Genomic DNA, 23,933 nt, shown 5'->3' with positions numbered 1-23,933 from the left:
CTCACCGCTCCTTGTCGAGGATGCCGAAGTAGTCGCCGGCGGTGTGCACGTCCTTGTCGCCCCGCCCGGAGAGGTTGACCACGATGGTCGGCTCCCGGCCCAGCTCCGCGGCGAGCTTCGGAGCCAGCGCGACGGTGCCGGCGAGCGCATGTGCGCTCTCGATCGCCGGGATGATGCCCTCGGTACGGCAGAGCAGCTCGAACGCGGCCATCGCCTCGTCGTCGGTGACCGGCAGGTAGTTCGCCCGGCCGGTGTCGTGCAGCCACGCGTGCTCGGGCCCGACGCCCGGGTAGTCCAGGCCGGCGGAGATCGAGTGCGACTCCAGAGTCTGCCCGTCAGCGTCCTGGAGCACGAAGGTGCGGGTGCCGTGCAGCACCCCGGCGGACCCGCCGGTGATGCTCGCCGCATGCCGGCCGGTGGACACCCCGTCGCCACCGGCTTCGAAGCCGTACAGCCGCACGGCCTCGTCGCCCACGAAGGCGTGGAAGATGCCCAGCGCGTTGGAGCCGCCGCCGACGCAGGCGGTGACGGCGTCCGGCAACCCACCGGTGAGGTCCAGGCACTGCTGACGGGCCTCGTCACCGATGCCCCGGACGAAGTCGCGCACCATCGCCGGGAACGGGTGCGGGCCTGCGGCGGTGCCGATCAGGTAGTGCGTCTCGTCGACGTTGGCCACCCAGTCGCGCATCGCCTCGTTCATCGCGTCCTTGAGGGTGCGCGAGCCGTTGGTGACCGGGACGACGGTCGCGCCGAGCATCCGCATCCGGGCCACGTTGAGCGCCTGCCGCTCGGTGTCGACCTGGCCCATGTAGACCACACACTCCAGGTCGAACAGGGCGGCGGCGGTCGCGGTGGCGACACCGTGCTGGCCGGCGCCGGTCTCCGCGATCACCCGGGTCTTGCCCATCCGCTTGGTGAGCAGCGCCTGGCCGAGCACGTTGCGCACCTTGTGCGCACCCGTGTGGTTGAGGTCCTCGCGCTTGAGCAGGACCCGCGCGCCGACCTTCGCGGAGAACCGCCGGGCCTCGTAGAGCAGCGAAGGCGTGCCGGCGTAGTCGCGCAACAGCGCGCCGAACTCCGCCCGGAAGGACTCCTCCGCCATCGCCGTACGCCACGCCCCGTCGAGCTCGTCCAGCGCGGCCACCAGGGCCTCGGGAACGAACCGACCGCCGAAGCGGCCGAAGTGGCCGGCGGAGTCGGGCTGCGGGCCGGCCACGGGGGCCAGCGCGTCGGCGCTCATCGGGAATCCTCTCGGTGGGACGTCAGACCGGCGCGGGGTCAGCGCACCGGCCGGGGCGTTGCCGGGTGGTTGCCGGCGTTGACCAACTCGGCGACCGCCTCGCGGGGGCTCTTCTGGGTGACCAGGCCCTCGCCCACGAGGACCGCGTCGGCGCCCGCGGAGGCGTACCGGATCAGATCGTGCGGGCCACGAACGCCGGATTCGGCGATCTTGACGACGCTGCTGGGCAGGCCGGGCGCGATCCGCTCGAACACCGACCGGTCGACCTCCAGGGTACGCAGGTCACGGGCGTTGACCCCGATCACCTGCGCGCCGGCCTCCAGCGCGCGGTCGGCCTCTTCCTCGTCGTGCACCTCGACCAGGGCGGTCATGCCCAGCGACTCGATCCGCTCCAGCAGGCCCATCAGGACGTTCTGCTCGAGTGCGGCGACGATCAGCAGAACCAGGTCGGCGCCGTGGGCGCGGGCCTCATGGATCTGATAGCTGGAGACCACGAAGTCCTTACGCAGCACCGGCACGGTGACCGCCGCACGGACGGCCGCCAGGTCGTCCAGCGAACCGCCGAACCAGCGCCCCTCGGTCAGCACGCTGATCGCACGCGCCCCACCGGCCGCGTAGTCGACCGCGAGGTCGGCCGGATCGGCGATCTCGGCCAGCCGGCCCTTGGACGGCGACGAACGCTTCACCTCGGCGATCACGGCCACGCCGGGCTTGCGCAGCGCCGCGTACGCGTCCATGGGCGGCGGCGCCGCCGCTGCCAGTTCACGGATCCGCTCCAGCGGAACCTGCTCCTGGCGTCGGGCGACGTCTTCACGCACGCCGGCCAGAATCTCGTCGAGCACGCTTACGGACGCTGCCTGGCCGGCCTCGTCCCCCTCCGCGTGCGCATGCTCAGCAGTCACGAACGGACTCCCCTCTCCGGGCGTCATGGGCCGATGCTAGGGGCAGCCGACCGACGCCGAATGCCGGGGGTATGGCGCTGCTCACGAAAAGGGCTGCGGCATAATGGCCGACTTGCCGTGAAGGGGATGTCACGCAGCGCCACCTCCGGTATCGACCACCGTCACGCGGTATGGAGCCTGGCGGCCGCAGTCAGACCGGGCCGATCCATCGATCATGCCACCAGTTTCCGCTCGGCGCCTGACGGCAACGATGCCAATCGATGCTGTGAGCAAGCTCAAGGCCGAACGGACGGTGCCTGGTCACGGCCGAGGCGAGACAGTTGACCGGGCGGTCACCGCGGCGAAACGTCGACGGGCGAGCATCGTCCTCGGGCAGACTCGATGGCGCGCCTGCCCCGACCGCAGCAACTCCTCGTGCGAGGTGACCATGAGCATTTCCGAGCCGAACCAGACCATCGGACTGACCACCATCTCGCGGACGGTGGCATCGCTCGCCGTCGGAGTGGTACACACCGTGGAACGGGCCGTGGTGGGCGAGGGACGGATGCGGACGGCACGGGGCAACGCCTGGGAGGCGGTCTGCGCCGACCGGGCCCGCGCCGACCAACGCGCGGAGCTGAACCGCCTGGTCGCCGAGCTGACCGCCGCCCGCGCCGCCAGCAGCCGCACCCAGTGGGAGCGCCAGCCGGTCGGCTGACCGCCCGCAGGCCACCGCGTCAGCCGGCCGTCGCGGTCACGCATCAGCCGGCCACCGCATCAGCCCACCCTCGCGGCCCCCGCGTCAGCCGGTCACCGCGTCAGTCGGCCGTCGGGTCCTCGCCCCGGTCCAGCGCGTCCCACGCCTCGGTGGTCCGCCGCCCCGCCAACGGCGTCGGCGGCCCGGCCGGGTCGCTCTGGGCCGGCGCGGCCTGCGGCGCGGTCCGCGTCGGACGTTCGTACCGGGCGCCCATCGCCGGCCAGTCACCGCCACGCGCCGCCGTCCACCAGCCGCCCCCGGCGGCCAGCAGGCCACCGAGCAGGCAGAGCGCCGGCCACTGCCGGCTCACGTCGCCATCCACGTCGGCTACCAGCCCATACCCGCCGCCGGCCGCCACGGCCAGACCGAGCACGCCGAGCAGCGCCCCGAGCACCCGACGCAGGCGGCCCCGGGTGGCCAGCACCGCGCCACCTCCGGCCAGGGTCACCAGGGCCAACGCCGGCAGCCAGGGCAGCAGGCTCGCACCGCTGCGGGTGTCACGCACCGGCGGCAGCGGCGCCGGACGTACCGTCAGCTCGACCGACCAGCTGCGCGTCGCGGCCCACAGCGCCAGGCCCGCGCCGGCCAGGCAGAGCAGCACGGCGTACGTCAACGCGCGCCGGCCCCCCACGGACCGCTCCCCGCCGCTCACGATGTCATCCCTTCGTTCGCGACTGCGGGGCTCCGCTTCGCTGCACTCCTCGCGCTCACCGTGCCGGCCGGAGGGTTTCGGCGGCAGCGATCGCGGCCAGCACGGCCGCGGCCTTGTTTCGCGTCTCCTGGTCCTCGGCGGCCGGGTCCGAGTCGGCCACCACCCCCGCCCCGGCCTGGACGTAGGCACGGCCGTCGCGGATGAGCGCGGTCCGGATGGCGATCGCCATGTCCAGGTCGCCGCCGAAGCCGAAGTAGCCGACGGTGCCGCCGTAGAGGCCACGACGGACCGGCTCCAACTCCTCGATGATCTCCATGGCGCGCACCTTGGGCGCCCCGGAGAGCGTGCCGGCCGGGAAGGTCGCGGCCAGCGCGTCGAAGGCGCTCTGGTCGTCACGCAGCGTGCCGGTGACGGTGGAGACGATGTGCATGACGTGGCTGTACCGCTCGATGGTGGCGAACTCGGGCACCTCCACGCTGCCGGGCTGACAGACCCGACCCAGGTCGTTGCGGCCGAGGTCGACCAGCATCACGTGCTCGGCTCGTTCCTTCGGGTCGGCGAGCAGCTCGGCGGCGAGCGCGGCGTCGGCGGCGGGGGTGCCGCCCCGAGGCCGGGTGCCGGCGATCGGGTGCAACAACGCCCGGCGCCGCCCGTCCGCGGCCCCGGTGACCTTCAGGTGCGCCTCCGGGGACGAGCCGACGATGTCGAACCCGTCGAAGCGCAGCAGGTACATGTACGGGCTGGGGTTGCTGGTGCGCAGCACCCGGTAGACGTCCAGCGGGTCGGCGTGGGTCGTCCGCTCGAAGCGCTGGGAGAGCACGATCTGGAAGCACTCACCGGCCCTGATCGCCTCCTTGGCCGCCTCCACCGCCTTCGGGTAGCCGCCGTCGGGCGTACGGCAGAGCACCTCGCCGGCCGGCGGACGCTCGACCGTGGAGATCATCGGCGGGATGGGCCGGGACAGCGCCGTGGTCATCGCGTCCAACCGGCCCACCGCGTGGTGGTAGGCGGCGGCGACCTGCGGGGCGCGGTCCGGGGCGTCCACCGGCGGCAGCACCGCGTTGGCCACCAGGATCGCGGAGCCGTCGTAGTGGTCGAGCACCACCAGGTCGGTGGCGAGCATCATGCCCAGCTCCGGGACGCCCAGGTCGTCCTCGGTCAGCTCGGGCAACCGCTCGAAGCGCCGGATCAGGTCGTAGCCGAGATAGCCGACCATGCCCCCGGTCAGCGGCGGCAGACCGTCGGACGGGTCCCCGACCGGGCCGGCCAGCGCCGCCACCGTCTCCCGCAGCATCCGAACCGGGTCACCCTCGGTGCTCAGCCCGGCCGGCGGCTGGCCGAGCCAGGTCGCCACGCCGTCGCGCTCGATCAGGGTCGCGCTGCTGCGTACGCCGATGAACGAGTACCGCGACCAGGCCATGCCGGCCGAGCCGACGCCCTGCTCGGCCGATTCCAGCAGGAACGTGCCCGGTCCACCGGCCAGCTTCCGGTAGACCCCGACCGGGGTCTCCGCGTCGGCCAGCAGCCGCCGGGTGACCGGCACGACCCGCCAGTCGGCGGCCAGCGCCGTGAAGGTGGCCAGGTCGGGGCTGAGCGTGCCGTCGGTCATCAGCCGACCCGCCTTTCGGTCGCGACTGCGGTGCCTCGCCGCGCTGCACTCCGCGCGCTCACGGTGCCTCCGTCCCGGTGACGGGCAGGTCGGTGAAGAAGCAGGTCCGGTGCCCGGTGTGGCAGGCCGCGCCGACCTGGTCCACGCTCACCAGCAGCGCGTCCCCGTCGCAGTCCAGGGCGACCGACCGCACGTACTGGTGGTGCCCGGAGGTGGCGCCCTTGACCCAGTATTCGCGGCGGCTGCGCGACCAGTAGGTGGCCCGGCCGGTGGTGAGGGTGCGGTGCAACGCCTCGTCGTCCATCCAGGCGACCATCAGCACCTCACCGGAGTCGTGCGCGCGCACCACGGCGGCGACCAGACCGTCGGCGGTGCGGCGCAGCTGGGCCGCGATGGCCGGGTCGAGCCGGGACGGGCGCGCCGGCGCGGGCGCGGCCAGCTCGTTCGGATCGCTGGGGACGCCGGTCACCGGCGAGTCAGGTACGGGCACAGTCACCAATTCTCCCGCACGCGGCGCGGGCACCGCCGACCGCTCCCGCCAGGGCGGCGGCGGAGGCCCCGAGAGCCAGGGCTGCGACAAGGGCCCGGCCTGCGACGAGGGCGCGGACTGCGACGAGGGCGCGGAGTGCGACAAGGGCCCGGCCTGCGACAAGGGCCCGGCCTGCGACGAGGGCCGGGGCTGCGGGGGCCCGGCCGGCCGGGCCAGTTGGGCGACGTAGCGGTCCAGCCGGCCGTCGACCAGGGCGGCGGCCAGGTCCGGGCCGGCCGTGTCGGCGATCTCCTCGGCGTACGGCCGGATCAACGGCAGCGTGCCGGCGACCAGCCGTACGGCGGCGGCCCAGAGCTGCCCGGTGGCGCCCGGTCGCAGCCCGAGGCAGAGCAGCATGTCCGTCCGGTAGCCGGGTGGGGCCACCGGCAGTTCCAGGGCCGCCGCGAAGGCCGCCCGGCGGGAGTGGACCCGCACGGACGGGTTGGCCGGTCGCAGCACCGAGGGGCAGAGCCGCGCCAGATCGGCGACGGCGAGCCGGACCCCGAGACGGTCGCCGGCCGCGCGAGCGGAGGCGGCCTTACCCAGCGTGGCGATCATCTCTTCCAGTCGGGGTGGCTCGGCGGGCTGGCAGAGCACCGGCAGGTCGATCCGGGGCCGCCAGTGCGGGTCCGCCCAGAGCAGCCGCGCCGGCGCGGTGACCGGCAGCCCGAACGCCCAGTCGGCCGGTTCGCCCAGTCGGTGCACCCAGGACCGGATGTCCCGGGCGGCCACCGAGACGTGAGTGACCTGGCCCGCGGACTCGTCCAGGTAGGCCCGACGGGCCGCGTACGGGGCGCCGCCGACCAACACGTCGAGGTCGACGTCGCTGTGCGCGGTGGCGGCGCGGCGGGCGTGGCTGCCGCGCAACAGGATGCCGACCACCGGCCGCTCGGCGGCCTGCCGCAACCGCGCGGCCCAGTCCTCAAGAAAACCGCTATCCGGTAACGGAGCGTGACCCACCGCGCCATCGTGCCGTACGTCCGATCGGCGCGCAATGCCCGTTGGCGGACTTCGTGTCCGGTCCGGAGCCTACTGCCCGTTCTCGCGCTCCGCGCGACGGTCGACCCGCCGGACACCGGTGCGGGCGTTGCGCCCGGCGCGGTATTTCATCTAGCGTTGAGTTCAACAGGTGATGAGTTTCTGTGGAGGTGCGTGATGGACGATGCGATAGCCGTCCGAGACCTGGTCGTGGACCGGGGTGGGCGGCGGGTGCTGGACGGCATCAGCTGCCGGGTCCCGCGCGGCGCGGTCACCGGGCTGCTCGGCCCCAGCGGCAGTGGCAAGACCACGTTCATGCGGGCGGTGGTCGGGGTGCAGCTGGTCAGTGGCGGGACGGTCACCGTGCTCGGCCAACCGGCGGGCACCCCCGCCCTGCGGCACCGGGTGGGCTACCTGACCCAGGCCCCGAGCGTCTACGCCGACCTGACCGTCCGGGAGAACGCCCGCTACTTCGCGGCGTTGTACGGGCGTGGGCGCGTCGAGGCCGACCGGGCGATCAGCGACGTCGGGCTGGCCGAGGCCGCCGGTCAGCTGGTCGCCACCCTCTCCGGCGGTCAACGCAGCCGAGCCTCGCTGGCGTGTGCCCTGGTCGGGGAGCCGGAGCTGGTCATCCTCGACGAGCCGACCGTCGGCCAGGACCCGGTGCTGCGGGCCGACCTGTGGGCCCGCTTCCACGCGATGGCCGCCGCCGGCACCACCCTGCTGGTGTCCAGCCACGTGATGGACGAGGCGGCGCGCTGCGACCAACTGCTGCTGATCCGCCAGGGGCGGTTGATCGCCGACGACAGCCCCGCCGCGATCCGCGCCGCCGCCGGCGTGGACGACCTCGACGAGGCGTTCCTGCGGCTCATCCGGGCCGGCGAGGCCGCCTCCACCAGCACCGACGCGACAGCCGCACGGGAGACAGCATGAACGCGCGAATTCTCGCCGCCACCACCGGCCGCATCCTGCGTCAGCTCCGGCACGACCGGCGGACCATCGCGCTGCTCGTGCTGGTGCCGGCCGTCCTGCTCACCCTGGTCTACTTCATGTACGCCGACCAACCGACCCCGCCCGGCCAGCCGACGACCTTCGACCGGATCGCGCTGGTGATGCTCGGCATCTTCCCCTTCGTGATCATGTTTCTGGTGACCAGCATCGCCATGCTGCGGGAACGCACCTCGGGCACGCTGGAGCGGCTGCTCACCACGCCGCTGGGCAAGCTCGATCTGCTCTTCGGGTACGGCATCGCGTTCGGGCTGGCCGCCGCCGTGCAGGCAGCCGTCGCCGCCGCGGTGGCGTACTGGATCTTCGATCTGGAGACCGCCGGCAGCATCGGGCTGGTGATCGGGATCGCCGTGCTCGACGCCGTGCTCGGCGTCGCCCTCGGGCTGCTGTGCAGTGCCTTCGCGCGCACCGAGTTCCAGGCAGTACAGTTCCTGCCAGTCGTGGTGATCCCCCAACTGCTGCTCTGCGGGCTGTTCGTGGCCCGCGACCAGATGGCCGGCTGGCTCCAGGCGCTCAGTGACGCCTTCCCCCTGTCGTACGCGATCGAGGCGTTGCAGGAGGTCGGCGCCCACGCCGAACCGACCGGCCGGATGTGGCGCGACGTCGCTGTGGTGTTCGGCGCTGTGGTGCTGGCGCTGGTGCTCGCGGCGGCCACCCTGCGCCGACGCAGCGGCTGACCGCCGGGGGCGGGGGCGGCGGCCAGCGCGGCAGCCGACCCCGGCGTGGCCGGGCCCACGACGGGCCGAGGCGGACGAACGAAGGGCGGCGATGACGCGGCGGACCGGCCGGCGACCCGGCAACCCGGGCACCCGGGAGGCGATTCTCGACGCGGCGCGGACGGCGTTCGCCGAACGTGGCTACGACGCCGCCTCGATCCGGGGCATCGCCGCTACGGCGCAGGTCGATCCGGCGCTCGTGCACCACTACTTCGGCAGCAAGGATCAGCTCTTCCTGGCCGCGATGAACTTTCCGGTCGACCCCGGTCAGCTGGTGCCGAAGGTGCTCGCCGGCGACCGGGACGGCGTCGGTGAGCGGATGGTGCGCATATTCCTCGGCGTCTGGGACTCCCCGGCCGGCAGCGCCGCACAGGCACTGCTGCGCTCCGCGGTGAGCAACGAGTGGACCGCTCGACTGCTGCGTGAGTTCGTCACCACCCAGGTGCTGCGCCGGGTGCTGGAAAACCTCGACGTCGACCCGGTCGAGCTACCGCTGCGGGGTTCCCTGGTGGCCACCCAGATGATCGGCCTGGCCATGATGCGGCACGTCGTGCGCCTCGAGCCGGTCGCCTCGGCGGACCCGGAAACCCTGGTGGCCGCGATCGGCCCCACGATCCAGCGTTACCTCACCGGCCCGCTGCCAAGCTGACCCGGCAGCGCCGCCCCGCCCCAGCCTTGCGCCGATCTTGCACTTACCGTCCCGATCAAAGGGATATGACACGCATAACGACAACCGAAAGTGCAAGATCGGCGCGGGACTGAGGGGCGGGGCTGAGGGGCGGGGCGGGGCGGCGGGGGTCAGCGTGGGGGGCGGGCGTTGGCTGTGGGTTGCAACGGGGGCAGCAGGCGGGGTAGTTCGGCCGGGTCGGCTACCGGGCCAGGGAAGGCCAGCCGGACCCGACGCCGGGCACCGGGTTGGCCGAGGGCCACCACCAGCCCGTAGCGGTCGATGCGCACCACCCGGGGCGGCCCGTCCGGGGTGTGCTCGGTCAACCCGAGCTGCCGGCACAGGTACTCCGTCACCTGGGTGCCGTGGCACTCGGCGAGGTCGGCGAGGAGGCGGGCCTCGACCGGGTGCACCGGGTCCGGCTCGGCCTCGGCGTACTCCACCGGGTCGATCCGGTGCACGACGCCGGCCCGCTCCCAGCGGACCTCGACCACCTCGAAGCGGAACAGCCGGAACCGGGTGCCCAGGTCGAGCAGGTCGCCGGTCGGCTCCACCGCGGCGAACTCGACCGCCGCGTCGCGGGCCTCGTCGCCGCGCAGCTCGGCCGCCCAGCCGGACACCCAGGCGCGACCCAGGCCGGGCGCGCCGGCGGCGGGCGGCAGGTCGAGCACGTCGAGCACCACCGCGACGTCGGTGCCTCCGGCGGCCGGTTGCAGTGCGGCGGCCAGGTGGCTGGCCACCGGCACCAGCAGCAGCACCCGCCCGTCCGAGTCGGTGACGTGCCGGGCGTGGTGCGGGCCCGGCCGGTGGGCCAGGTGCACGAGGCCGGGCAGGCGGCCGGCGACGAGGGTACGGACGATCTCGGCGGAGTTGGGCCGCATGGGCGCGACCTCCTTAGAAGGTTAGGCTTACCTAACCCGGAGCCTAGAGCACCCGCCCGTCGGCGTCCACCACACCGCCGCACCTCACCGGGTCTGCTCCAGCCAGGAGGCGTAGAGCAGGCCGTACACCGAGTCGGCGTCGCGAACCAGCTCGTCGTGCGGGCCGCGCTGCACCACCCGACCCCGGTCCACCACGATCACCTCGTCGGCGGCCTGCGCCGTGGAGAGCCGGTGCGCGATGGCGAGGGTGGTCCGGCCCCGGGTGACCGCGTCCAGCGTGCGTTGCAACCGCACCTCCGTCGCCGGGTCCACCGCGCTGGTCGCCTCGTCGAGCACCAGCAGGTCCGGGTCGGCGACGTACGCGCGGGCCAACGCGACGAGCTGCCGCTCCCCGACGCTGAGCGCCTCGCCGCGCTCCCCGACCGGAGTGTCCAGGCCCGCCGGCAGACCCTCCAGCCAGTCCGACAGGCCCAGCTCGGTGAAGGCGGCGCTCAACTGCTCGTCGGTCAACTCCGGCCGGGCGAACCGGACGTTGTCCCCCACCGTCGCGTCGAAGAGGAACCCGTCCTGCGGCACCATCACCACGCGGGAGCGCAGCGAGCCGAACCGGACGTCCGTCAGCGGCACCCCGGACAGCAGCACCGCCCCGTCCGACGGGTCCATCAGCCGGGTCAGCAACTTGGCGAAGGTGGTCTTGCCGCTGCCGGTCTCACCGACCACCGCCACCCGGCTCTTCGCCGGGATCTCCAGATCGATGTCGTGCAGCACCGGCGGACCACCCGGATAGGCGAACCGCACACCGGAGAACCGGATGTCCAGCGGCCCGCCCGGCAGCTCCCGCCCGTGCTCCCCCGGGTCGGCCACGTCCGGGGCGACGTCCAGCACGTCCAGCACCCGACGCCAGCCGGCGATCGCGTTCTGCGCCTCGTTGAGCACCTCGGTGGCGATCTGCACCGGTTGGATGAAGAGCGTCACCAGGAAGAGGAACGCGGTCAGCTGCCCGATAGACAGCGTGCCGTCCACCCCCAACAGCACGCCGAGCACCACCACACCGGCCAGCGCCACCCCCGCCGCCAACTCCCCGACCGAGCTGCCCACGATGCTGATCCGGATCGCCCGCTGCTGCGCCAGCCGCTGCCTGTCGATCGCCTCGTCCAGCCGCCGCTCGGTGCGCCCGGCGATGCCGTACGCCCGGATCACCGGCGCGCCCACCACGCTCTCGCCGATCGCGCCGAGCAACGTCCCGGTGCGTTGGCGCACCGTCGCGTACGCGCTGCCGAGGCGACGTTGCAACTGCCGGATGACGAACACCGCCGGTAGGAACGCGGCCAACACGACCACTGTCAACTGCCAGGAGTACGCCAGCATGACGGCGGTGGTGACCACCAGCTGACCGAGGTTGACCAGCAGGATCACCCCGCCCCACTGGAGGAACTGGGTGATCTGGTCCACGTCGCTGGTGACCCGCGAGACCAGCGAACCGCGCCGCTCCGACTGCTGGTGCAACATCGACAGGTCGTGCACGTGACGGAACGCGCGCGTCCGGACGTTGGCCAGCGCCGTCTCGCTGACAGTGAACAGCCGGCGCATCATCAGGTAGCCGCAGATCGTGGTGATCGTCAGGATCGCGGCGGTGATCGCCACCACCGTCCAGACCACGTCCAGATTCAGACCACCGACGAGGCCCCGGTCGATGCCCTGCTGCACGGCGACCGGCACGGCAACCCGACCGACCATGTAGACCAGCGCCAGGGCCAACGTGCCGGCCAGACCGATCCGTAGCTCCGGCGAGAGCGCCAGGCCCCGACGCAGGGTCTGCCAGGTCGTCTCCTGCCGGGCCTCCGGCGTGTCACTCGTTTCCGTGGTCGTGCTCACCGGGCCCGCCTCTCGTTCGCGACTGCGGGGCTCCGCTGCGCTGCACTCCTCGCGCTCACCGGTCCACCTCGATCTCCAGGCCCGACGGCAGCGGCGCCACGTCGTCGCCGTAGGAACTTTCCTGTGCCCGCTCCACCTCGGCCTGCTCGTAGGCGGTGACCAGGTCGACGTAGCCGGGCACGGTAGCCAACAACTCGCTGTGGGTGCCCCGGGCGACCACCCGCCCCTGCTCCACGTAGATGACCTCGTCGGCGAGCGCGATGGTGGCCCGGCGGTACGCCACCACCAGGATCGACGCGGCCGGAACTCCCGCCTGCCTGGTCGACGACCGCAGCCCCGCCAGGATGGCCGCCTCCACTCGAGGATCGACCGCGCTTGTCGCGTCGTCGAGCACCAGCAGGCGCGGCCGACCGGCCAGCGCGCGGGCCAGGGTGAGCCGCTGCCGCTGACCGCCGGAGAGCGAGGTGCCCCGCTCGCCGACCATGGTGTCCAGACCATCGGGCAGCGCGGCGACGAACCCGTCCGCCTCGGCCAGCCGCAGCGCCGCCCAGACCACCTCGTCGTCGACACCGGGCCGGTCGAGGGCGATGTTGGCGCGGACCGTGTCGTCGAAGATGAAGGGCACCTGGGCGACCAGAGCCACCGTGCCGGCCAACGACGCGGAGGTCAGCTCGCGCACGTCCACGCCGTCCAGGCTCACCGTGCCGGAGTCCGGGTCGACGAGCCGCACCGCCAGCGAGGCGATGGTGGACTTGCCGGCGCCGGTCGGCCCCACCAGGGCCACCGTCCGACCGGACGGCACCGTGAAGCCGACCTGACCGAGGACCTGCGCGCCGGGCGGGTGCGCTTCGGCCGGCGGGTAGGAGTAGTGCACGTCGGTGAAGGTGAGGGTGGCCGGCCCGGCGCCGACCGGGTCGAGCACCCGCTGCCCGTACGGCATCTCGCCGGTGGCGTCGAGCACCCGGCGCACCCGGTCCCAGCCGGCGACGCTGCGCGGCAGCTCCGCCAGCACCCAACCGATGGCCCGCACCGGGAAGGCCAGCACCGTGAAGAGGAAGGCCACGCTGACCAGCTCGGTCACGCTGATCGCGCCCTGGCGCAGCCGGAACGCCCCGACCACCAGTACGGCCAGGGTGCCGAGGCTGGGCAGCGTCTCCAGCAGCGGGTCGAAGATGCCGCGCAGCCGGCCGACAGCGATCAGCGAGTCGCGCAGCTCACCGGCGCGGCCCGCGAACCGGGCGGTCTCCTGGGCCTCGCGGCCCATCGTCTTGACCACCAGGGCGCCGTCGAAGCTCTCGTGGGCGATGCCGCTGACCTCGGCGCGCAGGCGCTGCGCCCGGGCCTGCCGCGGGGCCATCCGGCGGGAGTAGACGACGTTGAGCGCGAACAGCGCGGGAAAGACCGCGAGCCCGACCAGGGCGAGCGCCCAGTCGGTGGCGAAGAGCGACACGATCGCGCCGACCAGCATCACCAACGTGCCGACGGCGAACGGCAGCGGCGCGATCGGGTACCAGGCCGCCTCCACGTCGGAGTTGGCGTTGGACAGCAGGGTGCCGGTGGAGTTGCGGTGGTGCCAGGACAGCGGCAGCTCCAGGTACCGACGGGTCACCCGGCGGCGGTAGGAGGCCTGGAGGCGGTACTGCATGTAGCCGGCGCCGAGCCGGCGGCCGAAGATGCCCGCCACCCGCAGCACGCTGATCCCGAACAACGCGGCCGCGGCCAACGCCAGGGTGCCGGCGCCCACCTCGCCGCGTTCGATGGCCGGAAGCGCCACCTCACCGATGACCGACCCGACGACCCGGGCGCTGACAATGATCATCCCGCCGAAGAGCACGCTGCCGACGACCGCCACCGCGAAGATCCGCGGCTGCTCACGGATCGCCTGCCGCAGGACCCCCAGCCCTCGACTGAGAACGTCCCGACTTGTCTTGCTCGCCACGCTCTCCCCCGCCGTAAGCCGCAATTATCTCCCTCATCCTTACCGGTCGGGGCCAGTGCCGCCGACCCTGACTGGATATGTCGACCATCACGTACCGGGCGGCGGCGTGCCGCAGGCGCCGACCGGCGTCCGCTGTCGCGCGCCGACGGGTCACCGGGCCTACGATCGGGCCATGCCGCGGTACGCCCGAGCCGAGCGCGAGGCGCTGGCCGATCTTCTACTGGCCCTCGGGCCGGACGCCCCGACCATCAACGAGGGCTGGGCGACCCGTGACCTCGCCGCGCATCTGGTGCTGCGGGAGCGCCGTCCGGACGCGGCGGGTGGGATCGTGCTGCCGCCGCTGCGCGGCTATTCCGAGCGGGTCCGTCGGCGACTCGCCGCACGGCCCTACCCCGACCTGGTGGCACAGGTGCGCCGACCGCCGCTGTGGAGCCCGGTCAGCAACCCGCTGACCGACGAGTTGGCCAACACGATGGAGTTCTTCATCCATCACGAGGACGTCCGGCGGGCCGGCTCCGGGTGGCAGCCGCGCGATCTGCCCACCGGCCTGCAGAGCGCGCTCTGGAAACGCGCGGCCCCAATGGCCCGGCTGGCACTGCGGCGCTTTCCGGCCGACCTCTACGTGCAGGCGCCCGGCCACGGTGAGGTCTCCCTCGGTCGCGGTGGTGAGCCACTGCGCCTGGTCGGCGCCCCGGCCGAGCTGGTGCTGTTCTTTTCGGGCCGGCAACGGGTGGCCCGGGTCCAACTGAACGGCTCGGCGGAGGCGGCTCGGCGGCTGCGCGCCGCCAACCTGGGCATGTGACCGCCTGTACTTAAACGGTCACAGGACGCCTGTGGAATTTCCACACCCAACGATACACGCTGATACCTCCTCCCGTACGCTTCACCGCGCCGCTCCGCGCCGGGCGGCACGGAGTGGGGGCACACTGTGCGGGACTTCGCGATTTCGGCGCTGCGGGAACCCCCGTTTCCCACGGGGCGCCACGGCGCCACGGACCAGGTGGCGAGCGAGAGCATCGACTGGGCGCGCACGTTCGGTCTGGTCGATTCCAGCCAACGCGTACACCGCCTGGAGCGGGCCGACGCCGCCGGACTGGCCGGCCGCGCCTGCCCGGACGGCTCGGTGGAGGGCCTGCGGCTGCTCACCGACCTGATCAGCTGGCTCTTCGTGATGGACGACGCCTGCGACGAGGACGGCCTCGGTGCCGACCCGGCCCGACTCGGCCCGGCGATCAGCACCCTGCTCGACGTGCTGGACCGGTGCGGTGACCCGTACGTCGCACCGCCCGCCGTCGGGCCACTGGGTGACGCGCTGCACGATCTCTGCCGCCGGACCCGGCTGCACGATCACGCCGGACTGCTGCTGCGGTTCGTCAGCCAGATGCGCGAGTACCTGTTGGCGCTGCTCTGGGAGGCGGGCAACCGGGAACGTCGGCGTGTGCCCGAGGTGGCGGAGTACGTGCAGCTACGCCGGCACATCGGCGGCGTGCACCCCTGCCTCACCCTGACCGACCTGGCGTCGACGCGGCCCTCCGAGCCGGCCCAGCGCGCCAACCCGAGGCTGGTCGCCCTGGACTTGCTGGCGGTGGACCTGGTCTGCTGGTGCAACGACCTCTTCTCCTACGGCAAGGAGAGCCAGGCCGACCCGGACGCGCACAACCTGGTCACGGTGCTCGCCCAGGACAGCGACGCGGACGAGGCGACAGCGCTCCGGAGTGCGGCACACCGGTTCAACCAGGGGTTGGCGACGTACCTGGACGCGGAGGAGGCGCTGCGCGCCGCCGGCGACGACGGGATCCGCGACGCCCTGGCCGCGCGGCGCAACTGGGTCCGGGCCACCTACGACTGGTCAGTGGTGGCTGCCCGGTACGCCTGATCGGCCGTACCGGTTGGTGGGATCGACCGGGCCCCCGCCGAGTCCAACTCGGCGAACGTGCCCGGCCCCGAGGCCGCCAACTCCCGACACAACTCCTGATAGCCGGACAACGGCGCGTCCCGACGGCGGCGCCGCCACGCGTTCACCTCCGACACACACGCCCACACATCACCAGCCGAACGCAGCAACCCAAAACACCGCCGCCGCTGCCCTGGCGTCACCCGCAACGCCACCCGCGCGGTGCGATACACCACCCGAGGCGCGGCCGGATCCCGACGACGAGGCATAACCAAACCCAACACCATCGGTACGACAAAACCCCCCCGGCCGCCAACCCGGCAAACGTAAATGGACACCGCACTAGCCGATGCACGGTGCCACGCAATACTCTTCGGTAACCATCATGACGTGACGACCGTCACGCCACCACCCCCGAAGGCGGCTACAGCGATGGCTCTCGATGTACCGTACCGCTCCATCCCGGACATGTTCCTCAAGCGCGTGGCGGCCACCCCCGACCGGTTCGCGTTCGCGTCCCCGAACTCCGACGACTCGGGGCCTGTCTGGCTGACCTGGGCGCAGGTCGGCCAGCGCGCCAAGGCGGTCGCCGCCGGCCTGCACGGCCTGGGCGTCGGCCAGGAGGACCCGGTCGCGATCCTCGCCAACACCCGGCTGGAATGGGTGATCGCCGACCTCGGCATCATGTGCGCCGGCGGCGCGACCACCACCGTCTACCCGACCACCGAGCCGGCCGACGCGACGTACATCATCGCCGACTCCGGGTCGAAGGTGCTGTTCGCGGAGAACCCGGCCCAGGCGGCGAAGATCGCCGGGGCATCCCTGCCCGCGCTCACCCACGTGGTGCTCCTCGACGGCGCCGTCGACCCGAACGCCCCGATCGCGCAGTTGACGCTCGCCGACCTGGAGGAGCGCGGCACCCAGGCGCTGGCCGCCGAGCCGGAGCTGATCGACATGCTGGTGGCCGGCATCGGCCCGGACCACCTGGCCACCCTGATCTACACCTCCGGCACCACCGGCCAGCCCAAGGGCGTCGAGCTGCTGCACGGCGGCTGGTGCTGGGAGGCCGTGGCGCAGGCGGAGGTCGGGCTGCTGCGCGACGACGACCTGCAGTACCTGTGGCTGCCGCTGGCTCACTCGTTCGGCAAGACCCTGCTCTGCGGCGCCATCCACGTCGGCCTGCCCACCTACGTCGACGGGCGGGTGGACAAGCTGGTCGACCTTCTCTCGGTCATCCGTCCGACGCTGATGTGCGGCGCTCCCCGGGTGTTCGAGAAGGTCTACAACAAGGCCGTGACCACCGCGCAGGGCGCCGGCGGCGCGAAGGCGAAGATCTTCGGCTGGGCGGTCGGCGTCGGCAAGGAGAAGGTCACCCTGGAGCAGGCCGGCAAGCCGGTGCCCGCCGGGCTGAAGCTGCGCTACGGGCTGGCCGAGAAGCTGGTGTTCAGCAAGCTCCAGGCCCGCCTGGGCGGCCGGATGCGGGTGCTGGTCTCCGGCGCCGCGCCGCTCAGCCCGGAGATCGCCACCTTCTTCGCCGCCGCGAACCTGCCGATCTCCGAGGGCTACGGCCTGACCGAGACCAGCGCGGGCAACTTCGTCAACCCGCCGGCCGGACTGCGGATCGGCACCGTGGGCCGGGCGATGGGCGACCTGGAGTGCAAGATCGACACTGACGGGGAGATCCTGGTACGGGGTCGGCCGGTGATGCGCGGCTACCACAACCTGCCGGAGGAGACCGCCGCCTCGTTCACCGAGGACGGCTTCTTCCGTACCGGTGACATCGGCACCCTGGACGAGCAGGGCTACCTCCGCATCACGGACCGCAAGAAGGACCTGGTCAAGACCTCGGGCGGCAAGTACATCGCGCCGTCGCACATCGAGGGGATGTTCAAGGCCATCTGCCCGTACACCTCGCAGGCGGTCGTCGTCGGTCAGGCCCGCAACTTCTGCACGATGCTGGTCACCCTGGACCCGGACGCCATCCAGGGCTGGGTCGCCGGCGGCCCGCTCGAAGGACGCAGCTACACCGAGATCGTCGCGTCGGCTGAGGCCCAGACGATGGTCGAGGAGTACGTCGCCCAGCTCAACGCCAAGCTCAACCGCTGGGAGACGATCAAGAAGGTGGCCATCCTGCCGCGCGACCTGACGATCGAGGACGGCGAGATCACCCCGTCGTTGAAGATCAAGCGGCGTGGAGTGGAGAGCAACTTCTCCGCCGAGATCGACAAGATGTACGCCGGCACCCTCGCCGAACTCTGAGCCGACCGAGGGGCCCGTGCCGGCGAGGAAGCCGGCACGGACCCCTCACAGGTGGTGGCCCCGCCACCTCGTCTGCTCCTCTTCCGCGGCGAGCTGCTCCTCGAACGCCGTCTGCCGGACCCCGGCCCGGCGCCGCGAGTCGACAACCGTCTGCGCCGCCACGGCCAACGCCGCCGCCAGGGCCAACATGCCCAACGCGATCAGCTCGGGCAGCGTCCCGGCAACCGGCACCAGCGCGACCAGCAGCAGGATCCCGCCGATCGTGGGCCAACGGGGGGCGCCGAGCATCAGCCGGCCGAGCACGATGAGCGCGAGCAGGTAGAGCGCGACCCCTCCGTAGAGCGCCAGCAGGTCGAAGCTCGGCAGCGGAACGCCCCAGCTCGGTGTGGTGGGATCGGCGCCTTCGTGGATCAGCCCCTTGAGACCGAGCGCGAAGAGGATGACGCCGGCGATGACCGGCAGGTGCAGGTAGCTGTAGGCGTTCCGGGCCAGGATGGCGCGGGCGTCCGGGTCGCGGGTGCGGTGCAGGGTCTGTTCCATACCGAGCGCCAGGGTGTCGAAGTACGCCCACCACATCGCGGCGGCCACCGCGATGCCGAGCACCGCCGCGAACAGCACCGGCCAGGTCAGCGACAGACCGGCGGTTTCACCGGGACTGAACCCGAGCGCGATGATCGCCTCGCCGAGGGCGACCAGGACGATCTGACCGTGCCGCTCCGCCCAGTGCCCGGCGGAGAGCACCGTCCACCCGGTGCCCCGCAACGCCAGTCCGGCCCCGTACTCCACGCCGATGGCCGCGAGCCAGCACAGCAGGCGGGCCACCGACTCGGCCGATCCGTCGAAGAAACGCTGCGGCAGCAACCCGGCGACCACGATGAGGCCCGTGGCCAGGAACGCCGGCAGGGCGAGCAGCTGCCAACGTCGACGCACGTCACGGTTCCGGCGACCGATCCACAGGAAGATCACCGTTTCGCTCACCCGGACCACGAAGTAGCAGGTAGCGAAGACCAGTGGACCGAACAGTCCACCGGGACGGTCGACGAACGCCTTCGGCAGACTCAGCGCCAGCACGAAGGCGGCGGCGATGGTGACGAAGCCGACCGCCGGGACGATGCCCTGGTCGGTGCGGATCAGGTTGCCCAGCACGGCGAACCCCGACCAGCACCACCAGAGCAGGGCCAGCAGCACCAGGCACCGGACCAGGCCCCGGGCGGTCGGATTGCCGGCGGTGGCCGTGGTGACGTGCAGAAAGGCGAAGACGAAGACCAGGTCGTAGAAGAGTTCCAGCGGGGTCGCCCGCGAGCCCGGCGCACTCCGGCGGACGCCGCGTGTCCCGCCACCCTGGCCCACCAGGAGAGTGTGGCAGCCGAGCTGGGGCGAGTGGCATATTCCCGGCATAACGGTGCCGGCGGATGCCGATGGTTTGTTCGGCGCTGGCTCAGGCGATGACGGCGGGCTCCCGCCACCGCTGGCGGCCGGCCCGGTCCAGGTCGTAGCGGATCGCCGCGATCCGCCCGACGGCCTCCACGAGGTCCGCCGCGGGCAGGGTGAAGGGCAGCCGCAGGAAGCGCTCCAGGGTGCCGTCCAGGCCGAACCGGGGGCCGGGGGCCAGCCGTACGCCGACCTCCTCCGCGGCCCGGGCCAGCGCGCTCGAGACCGGGCCGTCCAACTCGGCCCAGAGCGTCACGCCACCTCGTGGCACGGTGACCCGCCACTCGGGCAGTTGGTGTGCCAGCGCGCCGAGCAGGGCGTCGCGCTGGACGGCCAACTGGACGCGGCGGTCGGCGACGATGGCCTCGGCGTCGGCGAGCAGGTGCACCGCGACCAGTTGGTCCAGCACCGGGCTGGCCATGTCGACCCCGACCCGCACGGCGGCCAGTCGCTGCACCTGCGGCGCGGACGCGCGCACCCAGCCGATCCGCAGGCCACCCCAGTAGGGCTTGCTCATCCCGCCGATGCTGACCACCCGGCTGTGCCGGTCGTAGGTGGCGACCGGGGGTGGCACCTCGGTGCCGTCCAACGACAGGTCCACGAAGGACTCGTCGATGATCAGATCGGTGCCGACCGCGTGCGCGGCGGCCACCACGCGCTCGCGCAGCGAGGCGGGCATCAGGTGCCCCGTCGGGTTCTGGAACTCCGGAATCAGGTAGGCCAGCTTGGGCCGGGTCTGTCGGAGAGTGCCCAGCAGCAGGTCGGGCTCCCAGCCGGCGTCGGCGGCCAGCCCGTGGGTGCTGATCCGGGCCCGCCGACCGGCCAGCGCGGCGAGGGCGTTGGGGTAGGTCGGGGACTCGACCAGCACGGTGCCGCCCGGGGCCAGGGCGAGCCGCAGCACCAGATCCAGTGCGTGCTGGGTGCCGCTGGTGACCATGATCTGGTCGGCCGAGGTGGGCAGGCCCCGGGCGGTGTACGCGTCGGCCACCGCCTCGCGCAGCTCGATGATGCCGGTCGGGTGGTAACCGGCCCCGCTCAGGTAGCGGGGCAGGTCCTCGGTGGCGGCCCGCGCGGCCGACAGCAGTTGCGGCGGTGCGGCCAGCGCGGCGACGCCGAGGTCGAGCATCTCCCGGTCGTCCAGCGGGGTCCACAGGCCGGTGCTGGCCACCCGGTGGTTGCCGGGCAGCATCGTCCAACTGCCGGCGCCCCGACGGCTGGCCAGGTGCCCGGTCTCGCGTAGCTGCCGGTAGGCGGCGGTGACAGTGGTCCGGCTGATCCGCAGCGCCTCGGCCAGCTCCCGTTCGGCCGGGAGGCGGACGCCCAGCGGCAGCCGGCCGTCGGCGAGCAGCCCGCGCACCGAGCCGGCCAGCGCGGCGTAGTCGGGGCTGCGGCGGCGGCCCGGCAGGGCATGCCACTGCCCGAGCAGACGGGCCAATTGGACGCCGCGCACCTGCCCGGTCATAACCACTCCTCGGATATTGGCTTCTTCCTCGACGAGGATTGGCACCTAGGGTGGCATGCATGGCACTGCTTGGCAATCTGCGGCACCGGCCGGTTCGACGGTTGGTCCAGCTCTACCTCGGGCTCACGCTCTACGGCGTCAGCATGGCCCTGATGATCCGCTCCCAACTGGGCCTCGACCCGTGGGACGTGTTCCACCAGGGGCTCTCCGAGCTGACCGGGCTCTCCTTCGGCACTGTCACCATCGGCGTCGGCGCGCTGGTCCTGCTGCTCTGGATCCCGCTGCGGCAGCGGCCCGGCCTCGGCACGGTCAGCAACGTCGTGGTGATCGGCCTGGTCGTGGACGCCACCCTGGCCCTGCTACCCGCGGGTGGCCCGCTCAGCGTCCAGATCGCGATGCTGGTCACCGGCATCGTCGCCAACGGCGCCGCCACCGCTCTCTACCTCGGCGCCCAGTTGGGGCCCGGCCCCCGCGACGGTCTGATGACCGGCTACGTGGCCCGCCGGCCCGGCCGGTCGATCCGGCTCGTGCGCACCGTCATCGAGGTCACCGTGCTGGCCCTGGGCTGGTGGCTCGGCGGCAAGGTCGGCGTGGGCACCGTCGCGTACGCGCTGGCCATCGGCCCGTTGGCCCAGTTCTTCATCCCACTGTTCGCCGTGCCGGAGGGCACCGCGCCGGACAGCGCCGCGCCCCCGGCGGGCAACGCCGCGCCGGCCACCCCGACCGGCTGAACCCTCACCGACCGTCCGCGAACCGGTACGTGGCGGTGGCGCTGGGCACCGGTTGGCGGGTGGGTGTTCCCTTCCGCCACGCGCGCCGTCATCATCTCTGCATGGGGGAGAACGGTTGGCGCTGGAACGACGCCTGGATCTTCGTGTCGCTCGTCATCGCGAGCGGTGCCGGACGGCACCGTCGGTCGGCGACAAGCCGGCGGCCGGAGGGTGTCCGCCTGACCGACGTGCTCTCCACCGCCGATCACCTCAACCACGCGATTCCGCAGCGACACGAGGTGGAGGCCGCGGTCCAGCGGTTGGTCGGCGCCGGGCTGGTCAGCGTCGCCGACGGCTGGTTCCGGATCACCGCCGAGGGTGAGCAGCTGTGGCGTACCCGCCCGCGCGCGGGTGTGGCGACCATGGTGGACACTGTGCAGGGAGTGTTGACCCGCCGGCACGCGCCCGGCAGCGCGGACTGGATCCTGGACGAGGCCGACCACGCGGCCGCCGTCCAGGAGTACGCGGTCCGTTCGATTCCCACCCCACGTCGGTCACCGGAGGGGCACTCCGGCGAGCGCTGAGCGGCTCAGCGCACCGGATGGCCGCCGAGGCGCAGCGCGTCCTTGACCTCGGCGACGGTCAGCTCGCCGAAGTGGAAGACGCTGGCGGCGAGCACCGCGTCCGCGCCGGCGCCGATCGCGGGCGGAAAGTGGGCCACCTCGCCGGCGCCACCACTGGCCACCACCGGCACGTCCACCACCGCGCGCACTGCGGCGATCAGCTCCAGGTCGAAGCCCGCCTTGGTGCCGTCGGCGTCCATCGAGTTGAGCAGGATCTCCCCCGCGCCCAACTCGGCGCCCCGGTGCGCCCACCACACGGCGTCGATGCCGGTGCCACGCCGACCCCCGTGGGTGGTGACCTCGAAGCCGCTGGGCGTGCCGCCGTTCGGCGCGCGCCGCACATCGAGGGAGAGCACGAGCACCTGCCGGCCGAACCGGTCGGCGATCTCGGCGATCAGCTCTGGACGGGCGATGGCGGCGGTGTTCACGCCGACCTTGTCCGCACCGGCGCGCAGCAGCGTGTCCACGTCGGCGACCTGCCGGACCCCACCGCCGACGGTCAGTGGGATGAACACCGACTCGGCGGTGCGGCGCACCACGTCGAGCATGGTGCCCCGGTCGCTGGAGGACGCCGTGACGTCGAGGAAGGTCAACTCGTCCGCGCCGGCCCGGTCGTACGCGGCGGCCAGTTCCACCGGATCGCCGGCGTCACGCAGGTCGAGGAAGTTGACCCCCTTGACCACCCGCCCGGCGTCCACGTCCAGACAGGGGATCACCCGTACCGCCACCGTCATGCCGCGAGCCTATCCTCCGCACGCGGCACGGCGGTCGACCCGATCGGGTCGACCGCCGTGAGAGAGGCCTGGGTCACACCTTGACGAGCATCTTGCCGAGGTTGTCGCCGCGCAGCACGCCGATGAACGCCTCCGGGGCGTTCTCGATGCCGTCCACGATCGTCTCGTCGTAGGACAGCGTGCCGTCGCGCAGCCAGCCCGAGACGTCGCGCACGAACGCCGCCCGCACGTCGTTGTGGTCGTTGACCAGGAAGCCGCGCAGGGTGAGCCGCTTGCCGATGACCAGCGCCAGGTTGCGCGGGGCGGCCGGGGGCTCGGTGGCGTTGTACTGCGAGATCATGCCGCAGATGGCCGCCCGGCCGTGCAGGTTCATGGCCAAGATCGCGGCCTCCAGGTGGTCACCCCCGACGTTGTCGAAGTAGACGTCGACGCCGTCCGGGGCGGCCGCCCGCAGCGACTCGCGGACCCCGTCGTGATAGTCGAAGGCGGCGTCGAAGCCCAGCGCCCGCAGCCGCTCGACCTTGGCCGGCGAGCCGGCACTGCCGATCACCCGGCCGGCACCCTTGAGCTTGGCGATCTGGCCGACCAGGCTGCCCACCGCGCCGGCCGCGGCGGAGACGAAGACCGTCTCGCCGGGCTTCATCGCGGCCACCTCCAGCAGACCGGCGTACGCGGTCAACCCGGTCATGCCGAGCACGCTCAGGTACGCGCTGACCGGGGCGATGTTCGGGTCGACGGGGCGGGCCGCGGCGGCGTCGAGCAGCGCGTACTCCCGCCAGCCCAGCCCGTGCAGGACGGTGGTCCCGACGGCGATGTCGGCCGCCTCGCTGGCCACCACCTCACCGATCGCGGCACCGTCGAGCGGCGCGTCGAGCGCGAACGGCGGCACGTACGACTTGACGTCGTTCATCCGTCCGCGCATGTACGGGTCGACGGACATGTACTGGTTGCGGACCACGATCTGGCCCGGTCCGGGCTTCGGGACCTCGGTCTCGACGAGCCGGAAGGTGTCTTCGGTGGGCCAGCCCTGAGGGCGGCTGGCCAGGTGGATCTCACGGTTGCTGGTCACGGGGTGGTCGTCCTCTCGT

Annotated in this window: 21 protein-coding genes and 1 pseudogene; 9 read left to right on the top strand and 13 right to left on the bottom strand. The window is 72.6% G+C overall.

All coding sequences use genetic code 11. From position 1 onward, the window contains the following. Position 1: 1 nt before the first annotated feature. On the bottom strand, positions 2-1,240 hold the full coding sequence (gene trpB / locus GA0070561_RS29395) for a tryptophan synthase subunit beta (RefSeq protein WP_091407796.1): 1,239 nt from the start codon (positions 1,238-1,240) through the stop codon (positions 2-4). Positions 1,241-1,278: 38 nt separating this feature from the next. Further along, entirely contained in the window at positions 1,279-2,082 is an 804-nt protein-coding gene (gene trpC, locus GA0070561_RS29390; RefSeq protein ID WP_030334428.1) for an indole-3-glycerol phosphate synthase TrpC, read from the bottom strand. Positions 2,083-2,569: 487 nt separating this feature from the next. Between trpC and GA0070561_RS29385 the strand changes: the two genes are divergently transcribed. Continuing rightward, the gene (locus GA0070561_RS29385; RefSeq protein WP_091408083.1) at positions 2,570-2,839 is read left to right on the top strand and encodes a hypothetical protein; all 270 of its coding nucleotides are present in this window, start codon (positions 2,570-2,572) and stop codon (positions 2,837-2,839) included. Between the two features lie 100 nt (positions 2,840-2,939). On the opposite strand, the gene GA0070561_RS29380 is transcribed toward GA0070561_RS29385, so the two are convergent. From GA0070561_RS29380 to GA0070561_RS34395, 4 genes and pseudogenes are all read right to left on the bottom strand, one after another. Then, positions 2,940-3,533 carry a Trp biosynthesis-associated membrane protein gene (locus tag GA0070561_RS29380; protein WP_091408081.1) on the bottom strand — a complete coding sequence of 198 codons (594 nt, stop codon included), beginning with the start codon at positions 3,531-3,533 and terminating at the stop codon, positions 2,940-2,942. A gap of 52 nt (positions 3,534-3,585) precedes the next feature. After that, positions 3,586-5,139, bottom strand: coding sequence for an anthranilate synthase component I (locus GA0070561_RS29375; RefSeq protein WP_091407794.1), 1,554 nt, complete (start codon positions 5,137-5,139; stop codon positions 3,586-3,588). Between the two features lie 58 nt (positions 5,140-5,197). Further along, the gene (hisI, locus tag GA0070561_RS34400; protein ID WP_091408078.1) at positions 5,198-5,629 is read right to left on the bottom strand and encodes a phosphoribosyl-AMP cyclohydrolase; all 432 of its coding nucleotides are present in this window, start codon (positions 5,627-5,629) and stop codon (positions 5,198-5,200) included. Positions 5,630-5,947: 318 nt separating this feature from the next. Next, positions 5,948-6,226, bottom strand: a pseudogene (locus tag GA0070561_RS34395) (phosphoribosyl-AMP cyclohydrolase); the annotation flags it as partial. A 597-nt stretch (positions 6,227-6,823) separates the two neighbouring features. Between GA0070561_RS34395 and GA0070561_RS29360 the strand changes: the two are divergent. The 3 genes from GA0070561_RS29360 to GA0070561_RS29350 all read left to right on the top strand — a co-directional run bounded on the left by GA0070561_RS29360 (position 6,824) and on the right by GA0070561_RS29350 (position 9,019). Then, positions 6,824-7,579, top strand: a complete 756-nt coding sequence (locus GA0070561_RS29360; protein ID WP_091407792.1) for an ABC transporter ATP-binding protein — start codon at positions 6,824-6,826, stop codon at positions 7,577-7,579. After that, entirely contained in the window at positions 7,576-8,331 is a 756-nt protein-coding gene (locus GA0070561_RS29355) for an ABC transporter permease (RefSeq protein ID WP_091407789.1), read from the top strand. The genes GA0070561_RS29360 and GA0070561_RS29355 overlap by 4 nt, the downstream gene beginning before the upstream one ends. Before the next feature lie 91 nt (positions 8,332-8,422). Beyond that, positions 8,423-9,019: a TetR/AcrR family transcriptional regulator gene (locus tag GA0070561_RS29350; protein ID WP_091407786.1), complete on the top strand. Its 597-nt coding sequence runs from the start codon at positions 8,423-8,425 to the stop codon at positions 9,017-9,019. Between the two features lie 149 nt (positions 9,020-9,168). On the opposite strand, the gene GA0070561_RS29345 is transcribed toward GA0070561_RS29350, so the two are convergent. The 3 genes from GA0070561_RS29345 to GA0070561_RS29335 all read right to left on the bottom strand — a co-directional run bounded on the left by GA0070561_RS29345 (position 9,169) and on the right by GA0070561_RS29335 (position 13,732). Then, positions 9,169-9,918, bottom strand: a complete 750-nt coding sequence (locus tag GA0070561_RS29345) for a DUF2470 domain-containing protein (protein ID WP_091407784.1) — start codon at positions 9,916-9,918, stop codon at positions 9,169-9,171. Positions 9,919-10,002: 84 nt separating this feature from the next. Continuing rightward, positions 10,003-11,793 (bottom strand): ABC transporter ATP-binding protein, encoded by a 1,791-nt coding sequence (locus GA0070561_RS29340; RefSeq protein ID WP_091407781.1) that lies wholly within the window; start codon positions 11,791-11,793, stop codon positions 10,003-10,005. 55 nt (positions 11,794-11,848) lie between these two features. After that, positions 11,849-13,732: an ABC transporter ATP-binding protein gene (locus GA0070561_RS29335; RefSeq protein WP_091407778.1), complete on the bottom strand. Its 1,884-nt coding sequence runs from the start codon at positions 13,730-13,732 to the stop codon at positions 11,849-11,851. A gap of 172 nt (positions 13,733-13,904) precedes the next feature. On the opposite strand from GA0070561_RS29335, the gene GA0070561_RS29330 reads away from it, so the two are divergent. From GA0070561_RS29330 to GA0070561_RS29320, 3 genes are all read left to right on the top strand, one after another. Then, a complete protein-coding gene (locus tag GA0070561_RS29330; RefSeq protein WP_091408075.1) occupies positions 13,905-14,534 on the top strand; it encodes a TIGR03085 family metal-binding protein in 630 nt (209 codons plus the stop codon). A gap of 198 nt (positions 14,535-14,732) precedes the next feature. Then, entirely contained in the window at positions 14,733-15,608 is an 876-nt protein-coding gene (locus GA0070561_RS29325) for a terpene synthase family protein (protein ID WP_244166481.1), read from the top strand. 450 nt (positions 15,609-16,058) lie between these two features. Beyond that, positions 16,059-17,885 carry an AMP-dependent synthetase/ligase gene (locus GA0070561_RS29320; protein WP_091407773.1) on the top strand — a complete coding sequence of 609 codons (1,827 nt, stop codon included), beginning with the start codon at positions 16,059-16,061 and terminating at the stop codon, positions 17,883-17,885. A 45-nt stretch (positions 17,886-17,930) separates the two neighbouring features. Here GA0070561_RS29320 and GA0070561_RS29315 read toward each other — a convergent pair whose 3' ends face one another. Continuing rightward, complete coding sequence (locus GA0070561_RS29315; RefSeq protein ID WP_244166480.1) at positions 17,931-19,235, bottom strand: low temperature requirement protein A; 1,305 nt, start codon at positions 19,233-19,235, stop codon at positions 17,931-17,933. Positions 19,236-19,323: 88 nt separating this feature from the next. Beyond that, complete coding sequence (gene yczR / locus GA0070561_RS29310) at positions 19,324-20,778, bottom strand: MocR-like transcription factor YczR (RefSeq protein ID WP_091407767.1); 1,455 nt, start codon at positions 20,776-20,778, stop codon at positions 19,324-19,326. 59 nt (positions 20,779-20,837) lie between these two features. On the opposite strand from yczR, the gene yczE reads away from it, so the two are divergent. Both yczE and GA0070561_RS29300 read left to right on the top strand, forming a co-directional pair. Next, positions 20,838-21,509: a membrane protein YczE gene (gene yczE / locus GA0070561_RS29305; protein WP_244166479.1), complete on the top strand. Its 672-nt coding sequence runs from the start codon at positions 20,838-20,840 to the stop codon at positions 21,507-21,509. A gap of 101 nt (positions 21,510-21,610) precedes the next feature. Beyond that, positions 21,611-22,072, top strand: coding sequence for a hypothetical protein (locus GA0070561_RS29300; RefSeq protein WP_091407765.1), 462 nt, complete (start codon positions 21,611-21,613; stop codon positions 22,070-22,072). 5 nt (positions 22,073-22,077) lie between these two features. On the opposite strand, the gene hisF is transcribed toward GA0070561_RS29300, so the two are convergent. Then, the gene (gene hisF / locus GA0070561_RS29295) at positions 22,078-22,845 is read right to left on the bottom strand and encodes an imidazole glycerol phosphate synthase subunit HisF (RefSeq protein ID WP_091407763.1); all 768 of its coding nucleotides are present in this window, start codon (positions 22,843-22,845) and stop codon (positions 22,078-22,080) included. Positions 22,846-22,918: 73 nt separating this feature from the next. Continuing rightward, positions 22,919-23,914, bottom strand: coding sequence for an NADP-dependent oxidoreductase (locus tag GA0070561_RS29290; RefSeq protein WP_091407761.1), 996 nt, complete (start codon positions 23,912-23,914; stop codon positions 22,919-22,921). Positions 23,915-23,933 lie beyond the last annotated feature (19 nt).

Source organism: Micromonospora saelicesensis, from assembly GCF_900091575.1.
Classification (GTDB): Bacteria; Actinomycetota; Actinomycetes; order Mycobacteriales; family Micromonosporaceae; genus Micromonospora; species Micromonospora saelicesensis.
Note: the sequence above shows the minus strand (reverse complement) of the source record. Positions and strands in the feature narration are given on the sequence as shown.

Coding starts and splice junctions, on each gene's coding strand:
- trpB (WP_091407796.1), bottom strand. CDS start 1,240: ATGAGCGCCGACGCGCTGGCCCCCGTGGCCGGCCCGCAGCCCGACTCC.
- GA0070561_RS29385 (WP_091408083.1), top strand. CDS start 2,570: ATGAGCATTTCCGAGCCGAACCAGACCATCGGACTGACCACCATCTCG.
- GA0070561_RS29375 (WP_091407794.1), bottom strand. CDS start 5,139: ATGACCGACGGCACGCTCAGCCCCGACCTGGCCACCTTCACGGCGCTG.
- GA0070561_RS29360 (WP_091407792.1), top strand. CDS start 6,824: ATGGACGATGCGATAGCCGTCCGAGACCTGGTCGTGGACCGGGGTGGG.
- GA0070561_RS29355 (WP_091407789.1), top strand. CDS start 7,576: ATGAACGCGCGAATTCTCGCCGCCACCACCGGCCGCATCCTGCGTCAG.
- GA0070561_RS29350 (WP_091407786.1), top strand. CDS start 8,423: ATGACGCGGCGGACCGGCCGGCGACCCGGCAACCCGGGCACCCGGGAG.
- GA0070561_RS29345 (WP_091407784.1), bottom strand. CDS start 9,918: ATGCGGCCCAACTCCGCCGAGATCGTCCGTACCCTCGTCGCCGGCCGC.
- GA0070561_RS29330 (WP_091408075.1), top strand. CDS start 13,905: ATGCCGCGGTACGCCCGAGCCGAGCGCGAGGCGCTGGCCGATCTTCTA.
- GA0070561_RS29320 (WP_091407773.1), top strand. CDS start 16,059: ATGGCTCTCGATGTACCGTACCGCTCCATCCCGGACATGTTCCTCAAG.
- yczR (WP_091407767.1), bottom strand. CDS start 20,778: ATGACCGGGCAGGTGCGCGGCGTCCAATTGGCCCGTCTGCTCGGGCAG.
- yczE (WP_244166479.1), top strand. CDS start 20,838: ATGGCACTGCTTGGCAATCTGCGGCACCGGCCGGTTCGACGGTTGGTC.
- GA0070561_RS29300 (WP_091407765.1), top strand. CDS start 21,611: ATGGGGGAGAACGGTTGGCGCTGGAACGACGCCTGGATCTTCGTGTCG.
- hisF (WP_091407763.1), bottom strand. CDS start 22,845: ATGACGGTGGCGGTACGGGTGATCCCCTGTCTGGACGTGGACGCCGGG.